General features: G+C 69.6%; 14 protein-coding genes and 3 pseudogenes. 12 read left to right on the top strand and 5 right to left on the bottom strand.

Annotation, left to right across the window (positions count from 1 at the left end):
- The 3 genes from ACTWQR_RS52890 to ACTWQR_RS52880 form a co-directional block, all read left to right on the top strand.
- Positions 1 to 989: aminotransferase class III-fold pyridoxal phosphate-dependent enzyme (locus ACTWQR_RS52890; RefSeq protein WP_443234521.1), on the top strand; the 989-nt coding region annotated here is incomplete at its 5' end.
- A gap of 39 nt (positions 990 to 1,028) precedes the next feature.
- A complete protein-coding gene (locus ACTWQR_RS52885; protein ID WP_443234520.1) occupies positions 1,029 to 1,304 on the top strand; it encodes a cupin domain-containing protein in 276 nt (91 codons plus the stop codon).
- A gap of 60 nt (positions 1,305 to 1,364) precedes the next feature.
- Complete coding sequence (locus tag ACTWQR_RS52880) at positions 1,365 to 1,916, top strand: cupin domain-containing protein (protein ID WP_443234519.1); 552 nt, start codon at positions 1,365 to 1,367, stop codon at positions 1,914 to 1,916.
- Between the two features lie 1,117 nt (positions 1,917 to 3,033).
- Here the strand turns inward: ACTWQR_RS52880 and ACTWQR_RS52875 are convergent.
- Positions 3,034 to 4,620: a glycoside hydrolase family 32 protein gene (locus ACTWQR_RS52875; protein WP_443234518.1), complete on the bottom strand. Its 1,587-nt coding sequence runs from the start codon at positions 4,618 to 4,620 to the stop codon at positions 3,034 to 3,036.
- A 220-nt stretch (positions 4,621 to 4,840) separates the two neighbouring features.
- Here ACTWQR_RS52875 and ACTWQR_RS52870 point away from each other — a divergent pair, with 220 nt between their 5' ends.
- The 4 genes from ACTWQR_RS52870 (at position 4,841) to ACTWQR_RS52855 (ending at position 9,586) form a co-directional block, all read left to right on the top strand.
- Positions 4,841 to 6,250 carry an extracellular solute-binding protein gene (locus ACTWQR_RS52870; protein WP_443234517.1) on the top strand — a complete coding sequence of 470 codons (1,410 nt, stop codon included), beginning with the start codon at positions 4,841 to 4,843 and terminating at the stop codon, positions 6,248 to 6,250.
- Positions 6,247 to 7,242 (top strand): carbohydrate ABC transporter permease, encoded by a 996-nt coding sequence (locus ACTWQR_RS52865; protein WP_443234516.1) that lies wholly within the window; start codon positions 6,247 to 6,249, stop codon positions 7,240 to 7,242. The genes ACTWQR_RS52870 and ACTWQR_RS52865 overlap by 4 nt, the downstream gene beginning before the upstream one ends.
- A gap of 65 nt (positions 7,243 to 7,307) precedes the next feature.
- Entirely contained in the window at positions 7,308 to 8,168 is an 861-nt protein-coding gene (locus ACTWQR_RS52860; RefSeq protein ID WP_307182528.1) for a carbohydrate ABC transporter permease, read from the top strand.
- Positions 8,169 to 8,185: 17 nt separating this feature from the next.
- Positions 8,186 to 9,586, top strand: coding sequence for a glycoside hydrolase family 32 protein (locus ACTWQR_RS52855; protein WP_443234522.1), 1,401 nt, complete (start codon positions 8,186 to 8,188; stop codon positions 9,584 to 9,586).
- Here the strand turns inward: ACTWQR_RS52855 and ACTWQR_RS52850 are convergent.
- On the bottom strand, positions 9,549 to 10,613 hold the full coding sequence (locus ACTWQR_RS52850) for a LacI family DNA-binding transcriptional regulator (RefSeq protein ID WP_443234515.1): 1,065 nt from the start codon (positions 10,611 to 10,613) through the stop codon (positions 9,549 to 9,551). The two genes, ACTWQR_RS52855 and ACTWQR_RS52850, sit on opposite strands and share 38 nt — an antisense overlap.
- 514 nt (positions 10,614 to 11,127) lie before the next feature.
- Here ACTWQR_RS52850 and ACTWQR_RS52845 point away from each other — a divergent pair.
- Positions 11,128 to 11,706: pseudogene (locus ACTWQR_RS52845) on the top strand (alpha/beta fold hydrolase); the annotation flags it as partial.
- A 104-nt stretch (positions 11,707 to 11,810) separates the two neighbouring features.
- Positions 11,811 to 12,761 carry a GMC family oxidoreductase gene (locus tag ACTWQR_RS52840; RefSeq protein WP_443234514.1) on the top strand — a complete coding sequence of 317 codons (951 nt, stop codon included), beginning with the start codon at positions 11,811 to 11,813 and terminating at the stop codon, positions 12,759 to 12,761.
- A gap of 144 nt (positions 12,762 to 12,905) precedes the next feature.
- Here the strand turns inward: ACTWQR_RS52840 and ACTWQR_RS52835 are convergent, their stop codons facing one another.
- Positions 12,906 to 16,490 carry a BTAD domain-containing putative transcriptional regulator gene (locus ACTWQR_RS52835; protein WP_443234513.1) on the bottom strand — a complete coding sequence of 1,195 codons (3,585 nt, stop codon included), beginning with the start codon at positions 16,488 to 16,490 and terminating at the stop codon, positions 12,906 to 12,908.
- A 238-nt stretch (positions 16,491 to 16,728) separates the two neighbouring features.
- Between ACTWQR_RS52835 and ACTWQR_RS52830 the strand changes: the two genes are divergently transcribed.
- The 3 genes from ACTWQR_RS52830 (at position 16,729) to ACTWQR_RS52820 (ending at position 18,435) form a co-directional block, all read left to right on the top strand.
- The gene (locus tag ACTWQR_RS52830) at positions 16,729 to 17,142 is read left to right on the top strand and encodes a Tat pathway signal protein (RefSeq protein WP_443234512.1); all 414 of its coding nucleotides are present in this window, start codon (positions 16,729 to 16,731) and stop codon (positions 17,140 to 17,142) included.
- Positions 17,143 to 17,455: 313 nt separating this feature from the next.
- Complete coding sequence (locus ACTWQR_RS52825) at positions 17,456 to 17,929, top strand: hypothetical protein (protein ID WP_443234511.1); 474 nt, start codon at positions 17,456 to 17,458, stop codon at positions 17,927 to 17,929.
- Positions 17,926 to 18,435, top strand: coding sequence for a cupin domain-containing protein (locus tag ACTWQR_RS52820; protein ID WP_443234510.1), 510 nt, complete (start codon positions 17,926 to 17,928; stop codon positions 18,433 to 18,435). The genes ACTWQR_RS52825 and ACTWQR_RS52820 overlap by 4 nt, the downstream gene beginning before the upstream one ends.
- A 650-nt stretch (positions 18,436 to 19,085) precedes the next feature.
- Here the strand turns inward: ACTWQR_RS52820 and ACTWQR_RS52815 are convergent.
- Positions 19,086 to 20,242, bottom strand: a pseudogene (locus ACTWQR_RS52815) (IS3 family transposase).
- Between the two features lie 29 nt (positions 20,243 to 20,271).
- Positions 20,272 to 20,618, bottom strand: a pseudogene (locus ACTWQR_RS52810) (IS4-like element ISSav1 family transposase); the annotation flags it as partial.

Here is a 20,618-nt window from a genome sequence, read left to right as displayed (position 1 = left end):
AGTCCGCGCTGTTCAACTCCGGCGCCGAGGCGGTCGAGAACGCGGTGAAGATCGCCCGCGCGTACACCAAGCGCACGGCGGTCGTCGTCTTCGACCATGGCTTCCACGGCCGTACGAATCTGACGATGGCGCTCACCGCCAAGAAGATGCCGTACAAGGAAGGCTTCGGCCCCTTCGCGCCGGAGGTCTACCGGGTCCCGCTGGCCTATCCCTACCGCTGGCTGACCGGTGCCGAGAACTGCGCGGAGGAGGCCGCGGCGCAGGCGATCGACCAGATCGGCAAGCAGGTCGGCGCGCACAATGTCGCGGCGATCGTCATCGAGCCGATCGCGGGCGAGGGCGGCTTCATCGAGCCGGCCAAGGGCTTCCTGCCGAAAATCGCGCAGTTCGCGAAGGAGAACGGCATCGTCTTCGTCGCAGACGAGATCCAGACCGGTTTCTGCCGCACCGGCCAGTGGTTCGCGTGCGAGGACGAGGACATCGTCCCGGACCTGATCACGATGGCCAAGGGCATCGCGGGCGGTCTGCCGCTCGGCGCCGTCACCGGCCGCGCCGAGATCATGGACGCCGCGCACGCGGGCGGCCTGGGCGGCACGTACGGCGGAAACCCGGTGGCGTGCGCGGGTGCGCTCGGTACGTTCGAGACCATGAAGGAGCTGGACCTGCCCGCCATGGCACGGCGGATCGGCGAGATCATGCTGGGTCGGCTGCGGGCGATACAAGGGAAGTACGAGATCGTCGGCGACGTCCGGGGCCGGGGCGCGATGATCGCCATCGAGCTGGTCGAGCCAGGTACCAAGAACCCCAACGCGGCCGCCACCGGCGCGCTGGCCAAGGCGTGCCACGCCGAGGGCCTGGTGGTCCTCACCGCCGGCGCGTACGGCAATGTGCTGCGCTTCCTGCCGCCGCTGGTGATCGGCGAGGATCTGCTCAACGAGGGCCTCGACATCATCGAGGAAGCCTTCTCGCGACTGTGCCCCGGAAAGTGACTCCAGGCCGGTCCAGCTTGTTCATGGAGGTTGTCAGGCGTGAAAGCAAAGCCAACTGTTCAGATAGACACGGATCGAGTCGTTGTCACGGAGTGGTGCTTCGCCCCGGGCGCCGAAACGGGCCATCACGTTCATGCACACGACTACGTGGTGGTTCCCTTGGTCACTGGCACGGTGCGTGTGGAGGATCCAGCGGGGGAACGCGATGTAGAGATGCACGCAGGCGTTTCCTACGCGCGGTCTGCCGGTGTCGCGCACAACCTCGTCAACGTGAACGGGTACGAATTCCGCTTTGTCGAAGTTGAGCTCAGGTAGAAGCGCGCCACACCAGGCCGCGTAGGACGGATTCCGCCCCCGATCCCCAGGACGATTCCCATGACCTCACAACCCTCGTTGCCGACCCCGCCCGTCTCCGCTGCGACGGAGGACTGCGCCCGTGACGGCTTCCACCCAGACCTGGCCGACGGTCCGAGCGGCCCGCTGCCCGAGGCGCGCCGGCGGGTGCACCACGTCCGCGCCGACGACCTGGACGGCGGCACGGCGCAGACCGGCGGCATGCGTCGCTTCGCCGCGATCAGTGGTGCCAGGGTCGGCTCGGAGCGGATGTGGATGGGGCAGACCACGGTTGCGCCCGCGACCGCCTCGGCCGACCACCACCACGGCGACTCCGAAACCGCCATCTACATCGTCAGCGGACACCCCGAGTTCGTCTTCCTCGCCGACCCCGCCGAATACGGAGCGGAGCCCGAGGAGGTGCGGTTGCGCACCGGGCCGGGCGACTACGTCTTCGTCCCGCCCTTCGTGCCGCACCGCGAGGAGAACCCCGACCCGTACGACGAGGCCGTCGTCGTGATCGCCCGCAGCACGCAGGAGGCCGTGGTCATCAACCTGCCGAGCCTCTATGTGCTCCGGTCCGAGCAGGGGTAGCGCCCCGTCCACCCGCGAGCAGGCAGTGGTCGACGCGGGCAGCCGCAGCCGGCACCACGCCGTCGCCGGTACTGACGGCCGTCGGCACCCCGCGGCAGGCCGCGCGCACCATCAGGCTCGGCATCGGCCGCGACAGCATCGCCGACGAAATCGACCGCGCCGCGCACGCCCTCGGGACCGCGGTGTACCGGCCGATCCGCGCCCCGTGGACCGAGGCCGTCCTCCCCCTGACCGCGCTCCGCCTCGCCACCGCCGCCCCGAAACCCGCACCAGACGTAGTCGAACGACATCGCAACAGCATCGGAGCTGCATAACAAGGGCGACGGCCGCGTGCCAAGGCACAGCCGGCGAACAGACACTGCCCGGCCGGAGGCGCAACGGCCCGGTGATCAAGTCCGAGCCCGCCCCGTGCGGGTAGCAGCTGTCGGCCGAACCTGGCCAGCTTCTGCGGAGGCGCCCGCTCTGGTGGACGGTGGCCAGGCAGTCGACCCACTCCGGGGCGGTAGCGAACCCGACGCGCGGTGTCCGGCCCGGCAGGCCCGCACTGCGAGCCCAATGGCCAGGTGGGTCTTCCCGGTGCCCGGCGTCGGCAAGACCCACTTCGCCCAGGACCTCGGCCACCTCGCCGTCCGCCAGGGTGCCTCACGTCCACTTCGCCAAGACCAGCCGCATCCTCGCCGACGGACCGAGTGACCGCTCGCGGCCGTTTCCTCTTGGGGCAGTTCCTGGCTCCCACCGGCCATCACCACGACCCACATTCCCGCGTGCCGCTGACCCGGACGACCACGGCATCGACCGCCCGGCCTACGTCCGCCAGCTGGAGCGGCAGACCCGTCGACAACACTGTCGTCGTTACCACCGGCCTCAACGCGGCCTCAATGAGGCCGCAAGGGGCAAGACCGACGGCGTCGAGAGTGATCTCGCCAGCTGGATAGGACCTCTCGAACTCGCCCGCGTCGGATTCCCCTACCGACGGGCGAGGCTCCACCACATGTGCGGCCGTGGAATCTCGTGCCCGTTTCCGCGGTGCCGATGTCTAGCTTGCCTCGGTATAGAGAGCCCTGGCGCGCCGGTCGTGGACAGCCTCTCGGCCCGCCCCGGCCACCTCCCCGTCGGATCAGACCGTGAACTCCCGGATCACCACGTTCCGGAACACCGCCTGCCCGTCGATCGTGAACAGCGCCAGTGCGGTGTCGGACGGGTCGGGGAAGGCCTCGGTCGAGTGCACGTACCGGCCGTCGCCGACGAACATCTCGACGGACGTGCGGTCGACGAGGATCCGCAGGCGGACCGTGCCGGCGGACAGGTCGAACGGCGTGCGGCTCTCCTGCCAGCGGCCGGAGGCGTCGGGGCTCACGGTGTAACCGCGGTTGACGAAGGCGTAGTCGCCGTGGACCCCCGCGTCGATGTGCCGCCCACCGTCCGACGACCGCCGCAACTGGAGGCCGACGCCCACCAGTTGGTCCCAGGTGATCTCACAGGTCAGCTCGTACGCGGTACCCGTGTAGTCGAGCGGTCGGGTGCCGTCGACCGCAATGTCGCCGAGGTCCACCGTGCGCGACACGTGGTCGTCCAGGGCCGCCACCGGCTGGGACGTCAGGTAGTACGTACCCGACGCGTGCTTCAGTCGTACCTCGCGGACGATCGAGTCGGTGCCGTTGAAGCCGTCGCACTCGATGGTGGGCGTGGTGTTCGCGTAGTCCCAGTGGTTCATCCAGCCGATCGCGTACCGCGCGTCCGGGTCCAGGACCCCGCTCGCGTCACGTTTGTCGAAGGTGACCGCCGCATACCAGTCCCAGCCGTGGTCCAGCCACTGGGGATCGGACGCGTCGGCGGTGAAGGTCGTACCGTCGAAGGAACCCGTCCAGTACGCGAACGTGCTCGGCAGCCCGGAGCCCTTGCCGTTGGCGCTGACGCCCAGCACCCACTTCCAGGTCCCGTCGTCCGCCCTGATCCGGAACAGGTCGGGGCACTCCAGGACGCCGATGCCGCCCTTGATGAAGCCGCCGACGTACGTCCACACCTTGAGGTCGGCGGAGTGGTAGAAGCCGACTTTGTCGTTCTCGGCGAGCAGCATCACCCACCGCCCGCGCTCCTCGTCGCGGATCACCTTGGGATCGCGGAAGTCCCGTACGCCGGGGTTGGGGAGGACCGGGGCGGTGCCGTGGTTCGTGAAGGTGCGGCCGTCGTCCGTCGAGTAGTACAGGTACTGGGCCTGGGTGACATCGTCGGGCGCCATGGTGGCGAGGACGATCACCGTGCCCACACCGAAGCCCGCGGTGTTGGCGGTGTCGACCACCGCCGAGCCGGACCAGACATCGCCGTTGGGAGTCGTGTCCTTCGGCACGGCGATGCCGCGGTCGGTGAAGGAGACGAGGTCGGTGCTGGTGGCCAGGCGCCAGGTGGTGCCGGCCGTCGTGCCGCCCGTCGAGTAGTCGGGGTTGTAGAGGTAGTAGTAGTGGTACTCGCCGTCGATCCAGATCGGGCGCTGCGGGTCGTTCATCCACTGGTCGGGGACCGTGAAGTGGTACTCGGCGCGGTAGCTGCCCGTGCACGCGGCCGTCGCCTCGCGGGGCGCCGCCACCGCCGGTCTCACGAGGTCCGGCAGCAGAACACCGGCGGCGCCGACGGCCGATGCCGTCAGCAGCGACCGCCTGGACAGTGTCTCCCCTGTCTCCCCTGGGCCGAGCGAACTCCTCTTCATGCCACGCATCGTGCGGCTCCCTTCCCCCGACGTCGTCGTCGGGACACGGCTCATGTGGTCCGGAACCGTATACCTAACACGTTAAAGGTCAAGCCCTCGCACACCGACCGTTCGCAACTTCTCATCCGCATTTCCCATCCGCGCACATCCCTTGACAGAGCCGCAGCGTGGTTCTCATCATCATGAAATCAACTTCGGCTAACACGAGTTAGGCTCGCCGATGACCGACTCGCTCCTCTCCCGACGGGCCCTGATGCGCTACGGCGCATACGGCGCCGGAGCCGCCGCTCTCGCCGGTGTCGCGGCCGGCTGGGACCGCCTCACCGCCGCTGACATCCCCGGCCGCGACGACGGCTCGCTCGTCATCGCCACCCTGGGCTCCGCCTTCAACCCCGAGGCGCAGCGCGCCCTGCGCGACGGATTCCGCGAGGCCCACCCCGACATCAGGATCCGCATCAACCCCGTACAGGCCTACGACTGGTCGGACTTCTTCTCCAAGATCCTCACCCAGATCGCCGCGGGCACGGCACCCGACCTCGTGTACGTCGCCACCGAGGGCGTGCAGCTCTTCGCCCAGCGGCTCGGCGTACCGCTGGACAGGTGGGCGAAGCGGGACGCGGCCGAGCTGCGCACGTACTTCGCCGACGTCCATCCCTCGCTGGTCGAGTCGATGATGTACGAGGGGAGCCTCTACCAGCTGCCGGTCGAGTTCAACGCGGCCGACATTTACCTCAACAGCCGGGTCCTCGAACGCGCGGGTGCCGACCTCCCCGACGACGACTGGACCCGCGACGACTTCACCACGCTGCTGCGAGCGATGAAGCGCAGCAACGGGGACCGGTTCACCCCGTACTTCTGGACCAACCGGCTGTGGGGCGGAGTGGTCCCCTGGCTCTTCGCCAACGACACCAACCTCCTCACCGAGTCCAAGGCCCCCGGCGGCGACTGGCTCTGGAACTCCTTCTATCCCGAGGCGCAGCGGCGCGGCCGGGGCGGCGGCTACCGGTGGACGACACCCCTGGCCGACTCCGACCGCGTCGCGGAGGTCTACGACTACCTCTCCTCCCTCGTCCAGGAGGACCTGTGCACCCGGCCGGAGGGCGGCGACGGCCGCAACCTCGTCGGCGTCTTCTCCACCGGCCGCGTCGGTGTCACGCCCGCGGGCGGCTTCTGGGCGGGCGGCCTGCATCAGGCGGGCATGAAACCGGCCGACTACGACGTGCGGTACTTCCCGCGCTGGCGTACCCGGCGTCACCAGTTCGGCGCCGCCGGGTACGCGATGCTGCGCACGTCGAAGATGCGGGACGAGGCCTGGGAGTTCATCAAGTACACCGCCCGCAAGGACGTGATGACCCAGCTCTTCGCGGCCAACCAGACCACTCCGGCCCGCCGTTCCATGGTCGACGAGGCCCGCTACCGGGAGACAGGACCGGCCCACTGGCAGGTCTTCTACGACACCCTCGACAAGATCCCCACCACCGGCCCGATCCCGGCCCCGCCGCAGGTCAACGAGGTCGAGCAGCTGCTGATCAAGCACACCGGAACCGCCCTCGCGAGCCCCGGCGCGGTGCGTCCCGCGCTGCGCCGGCTGCAGGGGGACCTGGAGAAGGCCTTGGAGCGTGAAGTGTGACGAACACCGAGATCAGGCCCGTGGGGCCGGAGCCCGCCCGCACCCGCAAGAGCCGCAGGAACCGAGGGACCGGTCAGACCCGTAAGGCATCCGAGTCCACGGCCGCCACCACCATCCGCACCCGGGGCACCCGCCTCCTCGCCGTACTGTTCCTCGCGCCCACCGTCGTCGGCATCGTCGTCTTCACGGTCGTACCGATCGTCGGCTCGGTCGTCCTCAGCCTCTTCCAGTGGGACGTGATCGACGACCCGCGGTGGGCCGGAGCGGCCAACTACCGGGAGATCCTGACCGATTCGACGGTCCTCGTCTCCTTCCGCAACACGCTCGTCTTCATGGTGCTCGCGGTCGCACTCCAGTTGCTGATCGCGCTCGTGCTGGCGATCGCGGTGAACGGCCGGATGCCCAAGTGGCTGCGGTCCGTGTTCCGTTCGGCGTTCTTCTTCCCGCTGGTGCTGTCCGCCGCGTCCATCTCGGTGGTGATGAAGTACCTGTTCAACCAGGACTTCGGCCCCGTGAACTGGCTCCTCGGTACGGTCGGTATCCCCTCGGTCCCCTGGCTGACCTCGGAGAACGGGGCGATGGCGGCCGTGGTCCTGGCGTACGTCTGGCAGCAGTTCGGCTTCTCGTTCCTGCTGTTCGTCGGCGGCCTGAACAACATCCCGAAAGAGGTGCACGAGGCGGCTGCGCTGGACGGCGCGAGCGGGGTGCGCAAACACCTCGCCATCACCCTGCCACTGCTGTCGCCCACGCTGCTGGTGGCGTCCGTGGTCGGCATCATCAACGCCCTCCAGGTCTTCGAGCAGCCGTACGTCCTCACGGCGGGCGGTCCCGGCGACTCGACGCGCACGGTCGTGATGGTCATCTACGAGACGGCCTTCGAGCAGCTCCGCTTCGGCGAGGCGTCCGCCGTGGGCGTCCTGCTCTTCGCCCTGATCATGGCGGTCACCGCACTCCAGTTCCGGCTCAGCCGGCGCTACGTCCACTACCAGTGAGCCGGGTGAGTCAGATGAGTACGAGTTCCCTCTCGGGTTCGGTATCGGGTGCGGCGTCGGGTTCGATGCCGGGTCCGCGCACGAGCCCCACCGCGTCACGCGTACGGCACGGTCTGGCGCCCTGGGGCCGGATCGCAGGCCTGGCACTGTGCGCCCTGCTGACGCTCGGCCCGGTCATCTGGACGGTGTCGACGTCACTGCGCACGCCGGCGGAGTCCTTCGACCTGCCGCCGAAGATCATCCCCACGGACCCCACCGTCGACGCCTACCGCGGGGTCTTCGACCAGATCGACGTCTGGCTGTACGCACTGAACTCCACCCTGGTGACCGCACTGATCGCGGCCGGCCAGATGATTACCGCGGGCCTGGCGGGTTATGCCTTCGCCCGCCTCGAGTTCCGCTTCAAGAAGCCGCTGTTCGCGCTGGTCCTGGCCACGATGATGGTGCCGTTGCAGGTCACGATGGTCCCGGTCTTCCTGGAACTGAAGACGATGGGTCTGACCGACACCCTGCTCGGCCTCATCGTCCCGGCCTTCCCGACGGCCTTCGGCACCTTCCTGATGCGCCAGTACTTCATGGGCATGCCGAAGGACCTGGGCGAGGCGGCGATGATCGACGGCGCGGGTCCGTGGCGCGTCTTCCGGTCGGTGTACGCCCCCTTGGCGGCCCCCGGTCTCGCCATCGTCGGCGTGCTGGCCTTCAACTACCACTGGAACGAGTTCTTCCGGCCGCTGATCCTCGAAACCTCCACCGAGAACCTCACGCTGCCCCTGGGCCTGGTCTCCCTCCAGGGCAACCTCGGCACCGGCTCGATCTCCGTCGTCCTCGCCGGGGTCGTCCTCTCCATGATCCCCGCCGTCGCCGTGTTCGTCGTCGGCCAGCGCCCTCTGCGCGAGGGCATCACATCCGCAGGAGTCAATCGTTGAGTTCCGTGAGCCGGTCGCTGGTAGAAGAGACCGACGCCAACAGCCCGCGTTTCAGGGTCCGCCCGCCGGCCAACTGGATGAACGACCCGAACGGCCCGTTCCGCTGGGGCGATCGATACCACCTCTTCTACCAGCACAACCCCGACGCCCCCGTGCACACGAACGTGCACTGGGGCCACGCCTCCAGCCCCGACCTCGCCCACTGGGACGACCACGGGATCGCCCTGCGCCCCACGCCCGACGGCCCGGACGAGGCGGGCTGCTGGTCCGGCTGCGTGGTGGACGACGGTGGTGTACCGACAGCGGTGTACTCCGGGATCGACCACGACCACCAGGGCCTGAGCGCGATCTGTCTCGCCGTGGCCGAGGACGACGGCCTCCAGAGGTGGAAGCAACTGCCGGTGCCGGTGGTCGCCGGCCCACCACCCGGCCTGGACGTGACGATGTTCCGGGACCCTTTCGTCTTCCGCTTCGCCGGACGCCGCTGGGCGCTGATGGGCGCCGGCCACGCCGACGGCACCCCGTCCGTCCTGGTGTACGACTGTGAGGACCTGCACGACTGGCGGTTCGCCGGGGTCCTGCTGGACGGCCGGGACCCGGCGGCGGCCCGCGCCTTCGGCAAGCGGGCGATCGGCTGGGAGTGCCCGCAGTTGTGGGCGACCCCCGGGGGCGACTGGGTGCTGGCGGTGGCCCTGTGGGACGGCGACCCGCTGAGCACCGCGTACGTCACGGGCCGCCTGGTGGAGCGGGCGGACGGTGGACCGAGGTTCGCCGCCGGTACGGGCGGCGGCCCGCTGGACCTCGGCCGTGACTTCTACGCCCCCTCCGTCCTCCAGGACACGGAGTCCGGCCGCGCCCTGCTCTGGGGCTGGTCCTGGGAGTCACGCCCGCCCGAGGAGGTGGACCGCGCGGGCTGGTCCGGCGTCCTCACGGCACCCCGGGTGATGGACACCCACGAGGACGGCACGCTACGGGTCGTACCGGCTCCGGAGCTCGAACTGCTGCGCGCGGCCGTCCCGTTCACGGCCGCACCGGGACCGCACCGACCACTCCCCCTCGCGTACGACCTGCTGGTGACCGCCCGTTCGGCGGCGACCGTGAGTCTGCTGCGGGCCACGTCCGGGGCCGAACTGACCGTGCGACTCGATCCGGCGTCCGGCACGGTGACCCTGGACCGCACGGCCTGGCCACGCTCCCGCCCGGACGGCACGGCACTCCTGGTCCTGCCGACCCCGCCGGGCGAGACTCTCACCGTACGGATCCTCGTGGACGGCTCCCTGCTGGAACTGTTCGCGGGTGACCGGGCGACGGCCACGGAACGGGTGTACCGACGGGACGACGACATCGCGGAGCTGACCGTGACGGGGACGGACGTCGAGGTCACGGGCTGGGAGCTGGTCCCACCGAACCCCGCGTGACGACGGGGCACTCCAGCCGCCGGGTGGTGACCGGCGGCGCGGTCCCGCTGTCGATGGCGTCCAGGAGCAGGCGGACGGCCGTCTCTCCCATCGCGCGATGGGGCAGAGCGACCGTGGTGAGGGGCGGGCTGAGGAAAGCCGCCATGTGTTCCTGGTCGTCATAGCCGACGACGGACAGCTCGGCGGGCACGTCGAGGCCCAGGCGCGCGGCGGCGTGCAGGACACCCGCGGCGACCCGGTCGTTGTAACAGACGATCCCCGTGGGCCGCCGGTAGGCGGGAACACCGTCCAGCAGCCGCAGCGCGCCCTCGTACCCGGCGGCGATCTCCCCTCCCGCCCGCATGATCCAGTCCTTCTCGGCGGTCAGCCCCACCGTCCGCAGCGCGTCCCGGAAGCCGCGCAGCCGTTCCGCGGTCGCGATGTCGTCCAGACCGCCCACCAGGGCGACACGGCGGTGGCCCGCGTCGAGAAGGACGCGGGCGGCGCTGCGGCCACCGGCCCGCTCGGCGGGGATGACGGCCGGAAGGGAGCCGTCCTCGGGGAGACAGTTGGCGAACACGGCGAACGTGCGGTGCAGCCCTTCCGGGACTCGGGCGCGGCGCAACGACAGCGCGGCGTAGATGATCCCGTCGACCCTCCGGTCAAGCAGTTCGGCGACAGCCGCGTCCTCGGCGACCGGGTCCTGCCCGGAGTCGACGGTGAGCACCAGGTGCTCACTGCTCCACGCCATGTCCATGGCCCCGCGCAGCAGCCGCCCGGCGAACGGCGAGGTGGCGATCTCGTCCGTGACCAGACCGATCACGGCGGTACGACTCCGGCGCAGGCCACGGGCGACCGCGTTCGGCCGGTAGCCGAGCTGTTCGGCCGCCTTGCGGATCTTTTCCTGCGTCTCGGCGGAGAGGTTGCCCTGGGCACGCCCGTTGAAGACGAAGGACACGGCCGTGTGCGACACCCCGGCAAGCCGGGCGACATCCCGCGAGGTCGCCCGCTCGGCCCCGCCACCCCGCGTCTTCTCGACCCCGCCCATGCCTCGTCCCCGCCGACTCTGCCTGATCAGGCAGAGCCTACCCGCGGGAGATGCTGCGGAGCCCGCCGCCGCAGACCGAATGGGACACCGGGGTGGCACAGCCGCTGACCTCGGCACGCCGGGGTGCGGGTCGCCGCGCGACCGTGGACGTCCGACCGCCGTCCCTCACGGCTGTCAGCACGCCTCATCGAGACTCGGCCTCGACCGCCCCCGACATCCGTCGAGGGCTCATGCCGGCGATCGCGCCGGCTCGGATGGGGATCTCGAACCCGCCCGCAGCGGATTCCACTTCCAACGCACAGCGGCTCCACCCGGTCGCCCACGCTGTCGTAGCTCTGCGTGAGCCTGTAATCGCCGGGCAGGTTTTCGCCGGTGAGGCTGCCGCCCGCGTCGTGCGCCGTGACCTGCCGATTTCAGGTTTTCAGCAGGTACACCGAAGCCGGGAGCGCCACGATGACCTCTGCCTGGCCGCCGACGCCATCGTGGGGCGGCCGACCGACTGAGGGGGGCCATCATGCCGATCCAGAAGGGCGCCGCCGTCCCCCGTCACACCACAACCGGCGTTCCCGACGCCCAGGTCACCGTCCACCCCGTCACCACGGACGACGGGCTCGGCCTCCAGCTGACCCGTTTCCGCCGGGCGGAGTGCGACGACGTCGTACTTCTCATACATGGACTGACCGCGTCCAGCGACCTGTTCATCATGCCCGAACACCGGAATCTGGCGACCTGCCTCCTAGACAACGGTTTCGAGGACGTATGGACGCTCGACATGCGGATGAGCAACCGCTTCCCGTACAACACGGAACCGCACGCACACACCCTCGACGACATCGCCCTGTACGACTACCCGGCCGCGCTCGCCGAACTGCGTCGGCATGTCGGCGAACGGCGGGTGCACGTCGTGGCGCACTGTCTCGGGTCGATGACCTTCCTCATGAGCCTGTACGCCGGCGCCGTACGGGACGTCACCAGCGTCGTCACCAGCGCGGTCGGCCTGCTGATGCGCGTACCGGCCTGGTCCCGCTGGAAGCTGGCGTACGGCCCCGCGGTCGTCGAGGGCGCGCTCGGGCTGTCCCAGCTCGACCCGCGGAGCGGCGACGCGGCCTGGTTCAGCCGGAGCGGGTTGTTTGCCCGTCTGGTGTCACTGGCGCACCCGGAGTGCGACAACCCGGCCTGCCACATGGTGAGTTTCATGTGGGGCACCGGTTGGACAGCAGCTGGACGGTACGGGGCGGCAGCGCGGCCCAGTTCGAGCGGACGCGCACACTCATGCGGCAGATCGTCGGCGCGCTCGGCGGCGGATACGCCGACCATCCGCTCTGGCACCGGGACCGCGTCCTCACGGTGCACCCGCTCGGCGGCGCCCCCATCGGCCGGCACCCCGGCACCGGGGTCTGCGATCCGTACGGCGAGGTCTTCGGCCACCCGGGCCTGTACGTCGCGGACGGGGCGGCGATGCCCGGCCCGGTGGGCCCCAATCCGGCCCTCACCATCGCGGCCCTCGCCGACCGTATGTGCACCCGCCTGCTGGAGCACCGTCCCGCCACTCCACGCGCGGTCGCGAACCGCACGTACCCCCGCCGTACCTCCCTCCAGTTCACGGAGGAACTGCGCGGACGCTACGCACCCGGTGCGGACTGGTCCCGTACCGAACCGTTCGCGTTCCGGCTCACCGTCACGGCCGACGACGTGGACGCCTTCCTGGAGGAACCGGACCACGAGGCGCGCGCGGACGGCTGGATCGACAGCCCCTCCTTCGGAGGGCGCCGCCCCGTCCTGCACGGTGGCGTCCGCCTGTTCGCGGACGGCCGCGGCACGATGTGCTACCTGCTCCACTTCACCGACGCCGACGGTCACCCCCGCACCTTCGCCGGCCGCAAGGACCTGGCGCCCGGCGCCCCGACCCGCCTGTGGACCGACACGACCAGGCTGGGCTTCCGCGTCCTGAACAGACACGTCCACGAACCGGGCGGGACCGACGCCGAAACACTGGGCACGGGGACGGCGAGTCTCGGCGCCACCGATCTCGCCCGCCTGCTCACCACGTTCCGCACAACGGGTCCGCACGGCACCGCGGCACTCACTCGCTTCGGCCGCTTCTTCGCCGGCGAACTCTGGAACACCTACGCCCTGCGGCGCCTCTGAGCAGCTCCAAACCCGAAAACATCGCCGCCGCCCTCCGGGCCGACTCCGTCGACCAGCGGCTGAAGCCCCGACTCCGAGAGGGACGAAGCCCGAGTGTGCCCCTCGGAGAACTCACTCCACCAGAGCTTGTGCTGTTCGGGAACCTCATGTGCCGGGTGTCGTACCAGCTGTCGGAGGCGCGGTTCGGACGGCGATTCGGTGGTGTTCGTGATCAGCCAATTCGGACAGGGCGAGGGTCCCACAGGTATCCGCCAGGGCTTTCACCTGTGCCAACTCGGCGAGTGCTTCGGCCCGGCGGCCGGAGGCGGACAGTGCGGTACCGGCGGTCAGCCGGGCCACGGCCTCGTTGAGGGGCATCCGGGCCGCGCGAAACTCGGCAGCGGCCCGGCACGCGGTGGGACCCGCCGCCGGGTTCTGCCGGGCGAGTTGTACCTCGGCGCGGGCCAGCAACGCGAAACCGCGCCAGCCGGGCGACAGGTCGAGCCCCGCTGCAGCGGCTGCTCGGTCGGCCCACATCTCGGCAGCCGTCACGTCACCCAGGGCCAGTTCCGCGACAGCCAGCAGCCGGAACCACATCGGGCGGACCGGGGCTTCGAACCCGAGCAGCTGCGGGCCGCCGCCCGCTTCGAGCACCTTGCTGACACAGCCCTCCGGATCGCCGTTGAGCAGCAGCGTCTGGCCGAGCATCCCGACCATCGCCGACCGGTGCGCGCCCGGTGCGGGGCCGGCCGAAGCGAGTGACTCCTCACAGATCTTCAGTGCTCCGGCGAAGTCTCCCCGCCACATCAGGACTGCCGCGCTCACCACCTCGGCCAACGAGCGCGGCTCGCCGCTGCCGACGAGTGACGCCGCCTCCAGGGCGTCGTCGGCGTAGGCCGCCGCCTCGTCCAGGCGTCCGAGCCACAGGTGGGCGTAGGCGGAGGCGGCGAAGAGATCGGCGAGCACGAGGCTCTGTCCGGTGCGGCGGGACACTTCCAGGCCTCGGCGGAGATGGCGCAGTGCGGGGTCGTAGCGCCCGTGGAGCATCTCTGTCCAGCCCGTCATGACGAGCGTGTCCATCCGCCCGGCCAGTTCCTGGTCGTCGGTGTCGTCGAGCACTTCCACCACGGGGCCGAGGTAGTCCGCGGCCCTGGCGTCGCCCGCGAAGGTATGCGCCAGAGCCAGGAGAGCGCGGACGGCGGTGGTCTGCGGCGGGTCGCCGATACGTTCCGCCGACCGCAACGCGCGTTCGCCCCAATCGATCGCCGTGGAGAAGTCGTTCTTACGAAGCGCCACCACCGCGACGCCCAACTCCAAGGTGGCGGTCTCAGGCCGCAGTTGGCCCTCGTGGTCCGCCAACTCCCGTAGCAGCAGAGCCGTGGCCTCTTCGTACCGGCCGAGCGCCCACTCCATGGTGGCTCGTAGGGCAGTCACCTGGGCCCGTCGGCCCCGGGCCCGCGCGGGCAGGAGGGTGGCGGCCTTGCGCAGGACGGCGCGGCTTTCCAGCAGTCGTCCGGCCATGCCCAGCGCATCGGCCTGCTGGAGCCACAGTTCGGGCCGCAGCCGACTCTGCTCGCCGAGCAACCGCAGGGCTTCCTGTGTCCAGTGCGCGGCGGTGGCCGGTGCGATCGTCATCACCTGACGGGCGGCCCGTACAAGTACGTCGACGGCGTGTTCGTCTCCTACGCGCGCCGAACGCTGAACGTGCGACGCCTGGGCGGTCAGCGGTGCGCCGTGCAGGGCCAGGCCGTCCGCGGCCCGGGTGTGCGCCTCGATCCGCCAGCCGGCGCCCGCCCCCTGGTACACCGCTGCCCGCACCAGCGGGTGGCGGAACCGGAACTGGCGCGTGGAGCCGACCTGGCGTACGAGGTCCCGCTCCGCGACCTCGTCCAGGGCAGCGAGGGCCTGTGCCTCACCGGTCTGGGCCACGACTGCCACCATGCCGGCTTCGAAGGAGTCGCCGAGAACCGCGGCCGCCTGTGTACAGACCCTCGCGGTGGGCGACAGACCTCCCAGCTCCTCCAGCAGCGCGGCCCGCACCGACTGCGGCAGATCGCCGGCGACAGGTGCCGAGACGGCCGGCACCGCCGGCGGACTTTCGTTCCCGGCGCTTCGGGCCAGCGCCTCCAGATAGAACGGGTTGCCGCCGCTGGCCTCGTACAGCCGTTGGAAACGCCAGTGATCCGTCCTTGCCCCGCACAGCTCCGCTCCCTCGGCCGGAGACAGCGGACCCAACTCGACTCTGGCCACTCTTCCCTCCGTGCCTGCCCGGGCCAGTGCCGCGGCCAGTCGCGGCGGGGCCTGCCGGGGACGGTAGGCGAGGGCGAGGAGCAGCGGTGTCCTCGGCGGGTGCCGTACCAGATGGTCGATCAGCTCGGCCGTACCGTCATCCGTCCACTGCAGGTCGTCCAGGCTGAGGACGAGCCCGCCGTCGGCACTCAGCGTCTCCAGCAACGTTCGCACCGCCCGGTGGAACCAGTACCGTTCGACCTTCACGGGCTCCGGACCGGTCGGGAACCGGTCGCAGAGCGCGGGGAAGACCGTACTCAGCAGGGTGAACGCGCCGGGCGGTAACCCGTCGTGCCGGAGCCTCAGGAAGTCCTCATGGCCGAGGTGGTCGTCCAAGGCGTCCACGAACGCACCGTACGGAGCCCGGTCGAACTCCACGCTGCGGCCGGCCAAGGACACGAATCCGCGCTGTCTCGCGCGCTCGCCCAATTCGCCGAGCAGCCGTGTCTTTCCGATACCCGGTTCCCCGACCACCTCGAGCACCCCTGGCGCACCGGCCAGGGCATCCTCGATCGCGCCGTCGAGGATCGTCAACTCCGCTGCCCGCCCGACCAGGTGGCTGCCCGTCCGGGGACGTTGCGGTGTCGGCGGGCCGGGGAGGTCGGCGCCGCCTCGTGGGGTGCGCACCGGCGGGGGCACGGGTAACGGGCGCGGCGCGAGAGCGGGTGCGGACCCCGGAGCACGCCCGGCGGCTGGGACGGCGGCTGAGACGTTCAGTGCGGGGTCGGTGGTGAGGATCTGCTGGTGCAGTTGCCGAAGCGGCAGGCTGGGGTCACATCCGAGTTCTTCGGCCAACAGCAGCCGGATCTGCTGGTAATGGTTGAGGGCGTCGGCCGGGCGGCCGCAGCGGTACAGGGCGAGGATGAACTGACCGGCCATCCGTTCGTCCATTGGGTGTATCTCCACCCGGGCGGACAATTCGGCCAACAGTCCGCTGTGGTGACCGCAACGGAGCCGAACGTCGGTGTGGTCCAGTTCGGCCGCGATCCGTTCTTGGTCGACCGCGTCGCGGAGGGCGTTGATCCAAGGGGTGTCCAGACCCGCGAAAGCGTTTCCCCGCCAGAGGGCGAGTGCCTGCCTGAACAGGGTTGCCGCTTGCTCGTCCTGCTCGTTCCGCACGGCCGCCCGGGCCCGTGCGGCCACGTCACGGAAACGGTGCAGATCCACTGCCGTCGCCTCGACGTCGAGGACATAACCACCGGATCGCCGGACGATAGCCACCCCCTCGGCGATGGCCAAAGCTTGCCGCAGACGGGAGAGGTAGCCGTAGAGCGCGTTCCGGACCCGCTGTGGAGGACGGTCGGCCCAGACACGCTCGACAAGCTGGTCCACCGAAACCACCTGGTTGGCGTCCACAAGCAGCACTGCGAGCACACACCGCTGACGGGCATGACCCAGATCGACGATCCGTCCGCCCACACGCGCCTCGACACTGCCGAGCAAAGCGAACTCAACCGTCACAGCACTCCCCCGAGTCTCAAGTCCCCACCCTGGCATAGCACCTTCGACCAGCCCATTCAACGTTTGTCCAAGATTCACCGACGTTCGGCGGCGCACCTTGGTCCAGGACAGGAAACAGCGCGCCGCACAAAGCCTCGCTGCCTCCGGGATGCAGGCAAGAGGGCCCTTGGGCCGCTGCCCTGTCGTCGACTCAGCTGGGCCGCTCGCAGCTGCACCATCAACATTCAGGAGGACTGTCATGCTCCACGGCATCACGCTAAAGGGCGTTCGGAACAAAATGGTGATCACCGCCGCAGCCGCCGGACTACTCGTCTCCTTCACAGGCTCGGCCCACGCCGATGGTGGCTACCACGAGGCTCTCACCAAGGACCGCTGCGGTTGGGCGGGGGGCTCCTACCAGTATTGGGACACCGGCACAGCGGGCGGGCACACCAAGTACGTGACCGTCTGGGACTTCGACATCGCCCGTTTTTGTGGCAGCAAGACCGATTCGCTCTACACCACATTCTGGAAGTGGAACGGCTCGTCGTGGGTCTGGCACAACTACACCAAGATCCCGGCCAAGGGCGAGGGGCACGACGTGCGGGGTGTGACCATCTTCCTCTGTCACGTCGGCGAACCAGCCAGCTGCGGTCCCATCGAACGAGCGTGAGTCTCACCATCACCCGTGACGCGTCCTACCAGTACGGCTCTTACGACGACGGCGGCGGTATGCACAGGCTCGCCGACTGCGACTACCTGCAGCTGACCCGGCACCCTGAGGGCTGAACGCACCATGCCCGGCCTCCCTGAGGGAGGCCGGGCACACCCGGGATGCTCGGGCTGAGACCGGGGTCGCCGTACTCCCGCAGAACACAGTGTGAGGAGCTCCGCATGGCAGATCGCGCGGAACCGGCGCTGGTCATCGGTGCCACCGGCCGGCAGGGCCGCGCGACCGCACGGCACTCCTCGAGCGTGGCCCGGCAGTGGCGGACCTTGCCGGGCAGTTGGGCATCGAGCACCTGGTCTACAGCTCGCTCAACGGGGCAGACGCTCCCTCCGGAATCCCGGCGACGATTCTGCGTCCCGTTTCCTTCATGGACAACTTCGCCACCTACAACCGCCCTGTCCTGGACAACGGGGGAGCTGGTGCTCGGCCTCGCCGTACGCCCCCAGATCCCGATTGCCGGGACGTCCTCACGCCACCGCAGATCGCCGAGGCATTGGGCCGTCACTGCGGCCAGCCAGCCCGCCTGCCGGCACGTCTGCGTCAGGTGCCCGTCGAGCAGATACGAGCCTTCGACCAACAACTCGCCAAGATGCTCGAGTTCTTCAACGAGCACCCCGCCGACCCGCCCGACATCTCAGCTCTGCGGGAGGTTCACCCCGGCCTGATGACGCTGGGAACCTGGCTGCGCAGCACCAGATGGAAGCCGAACCCGGGAAACGAGGAGACATGACCGATGGCCTGCTGCTGCCGCCAGGTGGCGGTCGCCGGATCCAGACCATGACCCTGAAAGCGGGTGCTGAACGGTCGCCGACCTGGTCGACGTTCGAGGCCGAGGTCGCGCCGGGATTCGATGTCGGAGCGCACCTGCACCATCAGGCCGAGGAGGTGTTCTACGTCCTCGAAGGCGAACTCGACCTCCTCGCCTTCCACCCCACCCCCCAGGCCACCGGCGACTGGCGTTCCTGGGAGTCCGAGACCGGCGCGAAGGTGTTGCGGGGTGGACCCGGCAGCTTCATGTTCGTACCCGCCGGATGCCCTCACGCCTTCTCCAACCCCGGCGCCGAACCGGCCCGGATGCTCTTCCTCGTGTCCCCGTCCGGCCACGAGGCCTACCTCCAGGAACTCACCGACCTGCTGAGCGCCTCGGGGCCGCCGGACCAAGCCGAGATCGTGGCTCTACGGCTCCGCCACGACATCCACCAACTCACCCCGCTCACCTCCACAGCCGCAGACTGAGGCTGCACAGCTCACCGAACGTCAGCGAGGGTGAACCGGTCGGGGGCGGCGGGTTTCTCCCATGACCGGCGGAGGTCCCCCTGAAGGGCCGGGCGAGCCGGAATCGGGCGTGGGCAACGATCAGGATGCAACTCCAGCGGTCGTCGATCCCCTACGACCCAGACGGGGCGTCGGCCCTCCGGAGCGAAGATGCGCGCGGCCCAACGCCCACCGTTCAGACGGAGCCGGCCCACTCAAGGATCCGGAAGATCAGCCGCCACCCAGAACAAACGAAATGTCTGCCGCGCGATCCATGACCCGATCAGCTGGACATGGGCGGTGTTCTGGCGACCCACAGCTACATCACCCCGCTGCTGACCGACCGCGCCCATCCCGGAAGGCGCCGTACCACCCGTCCTCATCGCCTTCGGCATCGGCGCCCCGGGCGGCACCACCACCGTCCGATGGCCACGCGTCCTGGGAGCGTACGGGCCGCTGACCCGTGCGCCGGACAGCCGCGGCGAACGCCCCTGCGATCCAGCGGTTTGCGCAGAGCCCCGCTCCGCCGCCACCGCCGACTCTGCCTCCACCACCGGAGCAGGGGCAAGGCAACATGGCGCCGTGGCAGCCCTGAGCTGCCCCGAGTTTCGTAGCGGCCGGTTTCTCTGGTTTCAGGCGGCGTTCGGGGCTGCCTGTGATCGGTAGTGCTGGGCCTCGAATTCCTCGGGTGGAAGGTAGTCGAGGGCTGAGTGCAGGCGCTCGGTGTTGTACCAGCCGACCCATTGAACGACGGCACGTTCGACCTGGTCAGCGTCTCGTCAGGGGCCTTGATGCTCGATCAGCTCGGCCTTGAAGGAACCGTTGAGGGCTTCGGCCATCGCGTTGTCATAGCTGTCCGCGACGGAGCCGACAGATGCGGTCGCGCCCGCCTCAATCAGCCGCTCGCCGTACCGAATTGACACGTATTGCGACCCGCGATCGCTGTGATGAATCAGACCCGAGTCCTTCTTGATTCCCCGCCGCCACAAGGCCATCTCCAGCGCATCCAGCGGGAGATCGGTCCGCATGTGGGTGGCGAGCTGCCATCCGACGATCATCCGCGAGTACACATCCAGGACGAAGGCCACGTATACCCAGCCCGACCAGGTACGGATATAGGTGAGGTCGGCGACCCACAGCTGGTTCGGCCGGCTCGCGGTGAAGCGCCGGTTGACCAGATCGGGCGGCCTGGGCGCGGTCGGCTCGGAGATCGTGGTGCGGCGCCGCTGCCCACGGATCACGCCTTCCAGGCCGTCTTCGCGCACGAGGCGCTCGATGGTGCAGCGGGCCGTGGCGACGCCCTCGCGCCGCAGCTGGCGGTGGATGCGCCGGGCTCCGTAGGTCTCGCCGGACGTGTCATGGATGCGGCGGATGTGCTCGATGAGCTGTTCGTCGCGCAGGCGCCGGGCGGACTTCGGGCGCCTGCGGCGGGCGTTGAATGCCGAGACCGACAGGTCCAGTTCCCGGCATACGGGCTCGACCCCGAAGTCGTCGCGGAGGTGATTGATCACCGCGTCAGCCTCGTGCGGGGCTGGTCGAGCTCCTTCGCGAAAAACACCGAGGCGGCCTTCAGGATCTCGTTCGCCCGACGCAACTCGGCTATTTCTTTGCGGAGTTGGGCCAGCTCGGTCCGCTCGGCGGTGGTCAGCAGATCAGGCCGGTCACCCTTGTCCGCCTCGGCCTGGCGGACCCAGCCTCGCAGGGCTTCCTTGTGGATGCCCAGGTCCTTCGCGACATGAGCGACCGGACGGCCGGAGGTCTGGACTTCGCGGACGGCACGCTCACGCAGCTCGTCGGGGTACTTCCAAGACCACGGAGTTAAGGGCGATCCGGCGTTGTCAAGGGTGGGTTGACGGGGTCTTGGAGGTCGGGTGTGAGCCACTCGGGTTCGAGGATGTAGATGCCTCGCCCGGTGCGGCGAAGGATGCCCTCGCGAACCCAGCGCCCCAGTTCCGCACGTAGTCCTTGGGCGTCGTCCAGTCCGATGCCGCGAGCGATTTCACAAGCGCGCCAGGTGCGGAGGGGGGCGGTGCGCAAGAGTTGCAGCGTGCGGTCGCGACGCCCGTCGGGGCCGGGGTCGGCGGACGAGTGCACGGTGACTTTGATGCTGGTGATCCTGGAGGCACCCAGGACTTGTGCCTGGTCAGGCGGTGCGGCATAGCGGG

The organism is Streptomyces sp. 2A115 (genome assembly GCF_052245575.1).
Taxonomy (GTDB): Bacteria; Actinomycetota; Actinomycetes; order Streptomycetales; family Streptomycetaceae; genus Streptomyces.
This window is presented reverse-complemented; position numbering and strand designations above follow the sequence as displayed.

Coding starts and splice junctions, on each gene's coding strand:
- ACTWQR_RS52880 (WP_443234519.1), top strand. CDS start 1,365: ATGACCTCACAACCCTCGTTGCCGACCCCGCCCGTCTCCGCTGCGACG.
- ACTWQR_RS52875 (WP_443234518.1), bottom strand. CDS start 4,620: ATGAAGAGGAGTTCGCTCGGCCCAGGGGAGACAGGGGAGACACTGTCC.
- ACTWQR_RS52860 (WP_307182528.1), top strand. CDS start 7,308: ATGCCGGGTCCGCGCACGAGCCCCACCGCGTCACGCGTACGGCACGGT.
- ACTWQR_RS52850 (WP_443234515.1), bottom strand. CDS start 10,613: ATGGGCGGGGTCGAGAAGACGCGGGGTGGCGGGGCCGAGCGGGCGACC.
- ACTWQR_RS52870 (WP_443234517.1), top strand. CDS start 4,841: ATGACCGACTCGCTCCTCTCCCGACGGGCCCTGATGCGCTACGGCGCA.
- ACTWQR_RS52820 (WP_443234510.1), top strand. CDS start 17,926: ATGACCGATGGCCTGCTGCTGCCGCCAGGTGGCGGTCGCCGGATCCAG.
- ACTWQR_RS52830 (WP_443234512.1), top strand. CDS start 16,729: ATGCTCCACGGCATCACGCTAAAGGGCGTTCGGAACAAAATGGTGATC.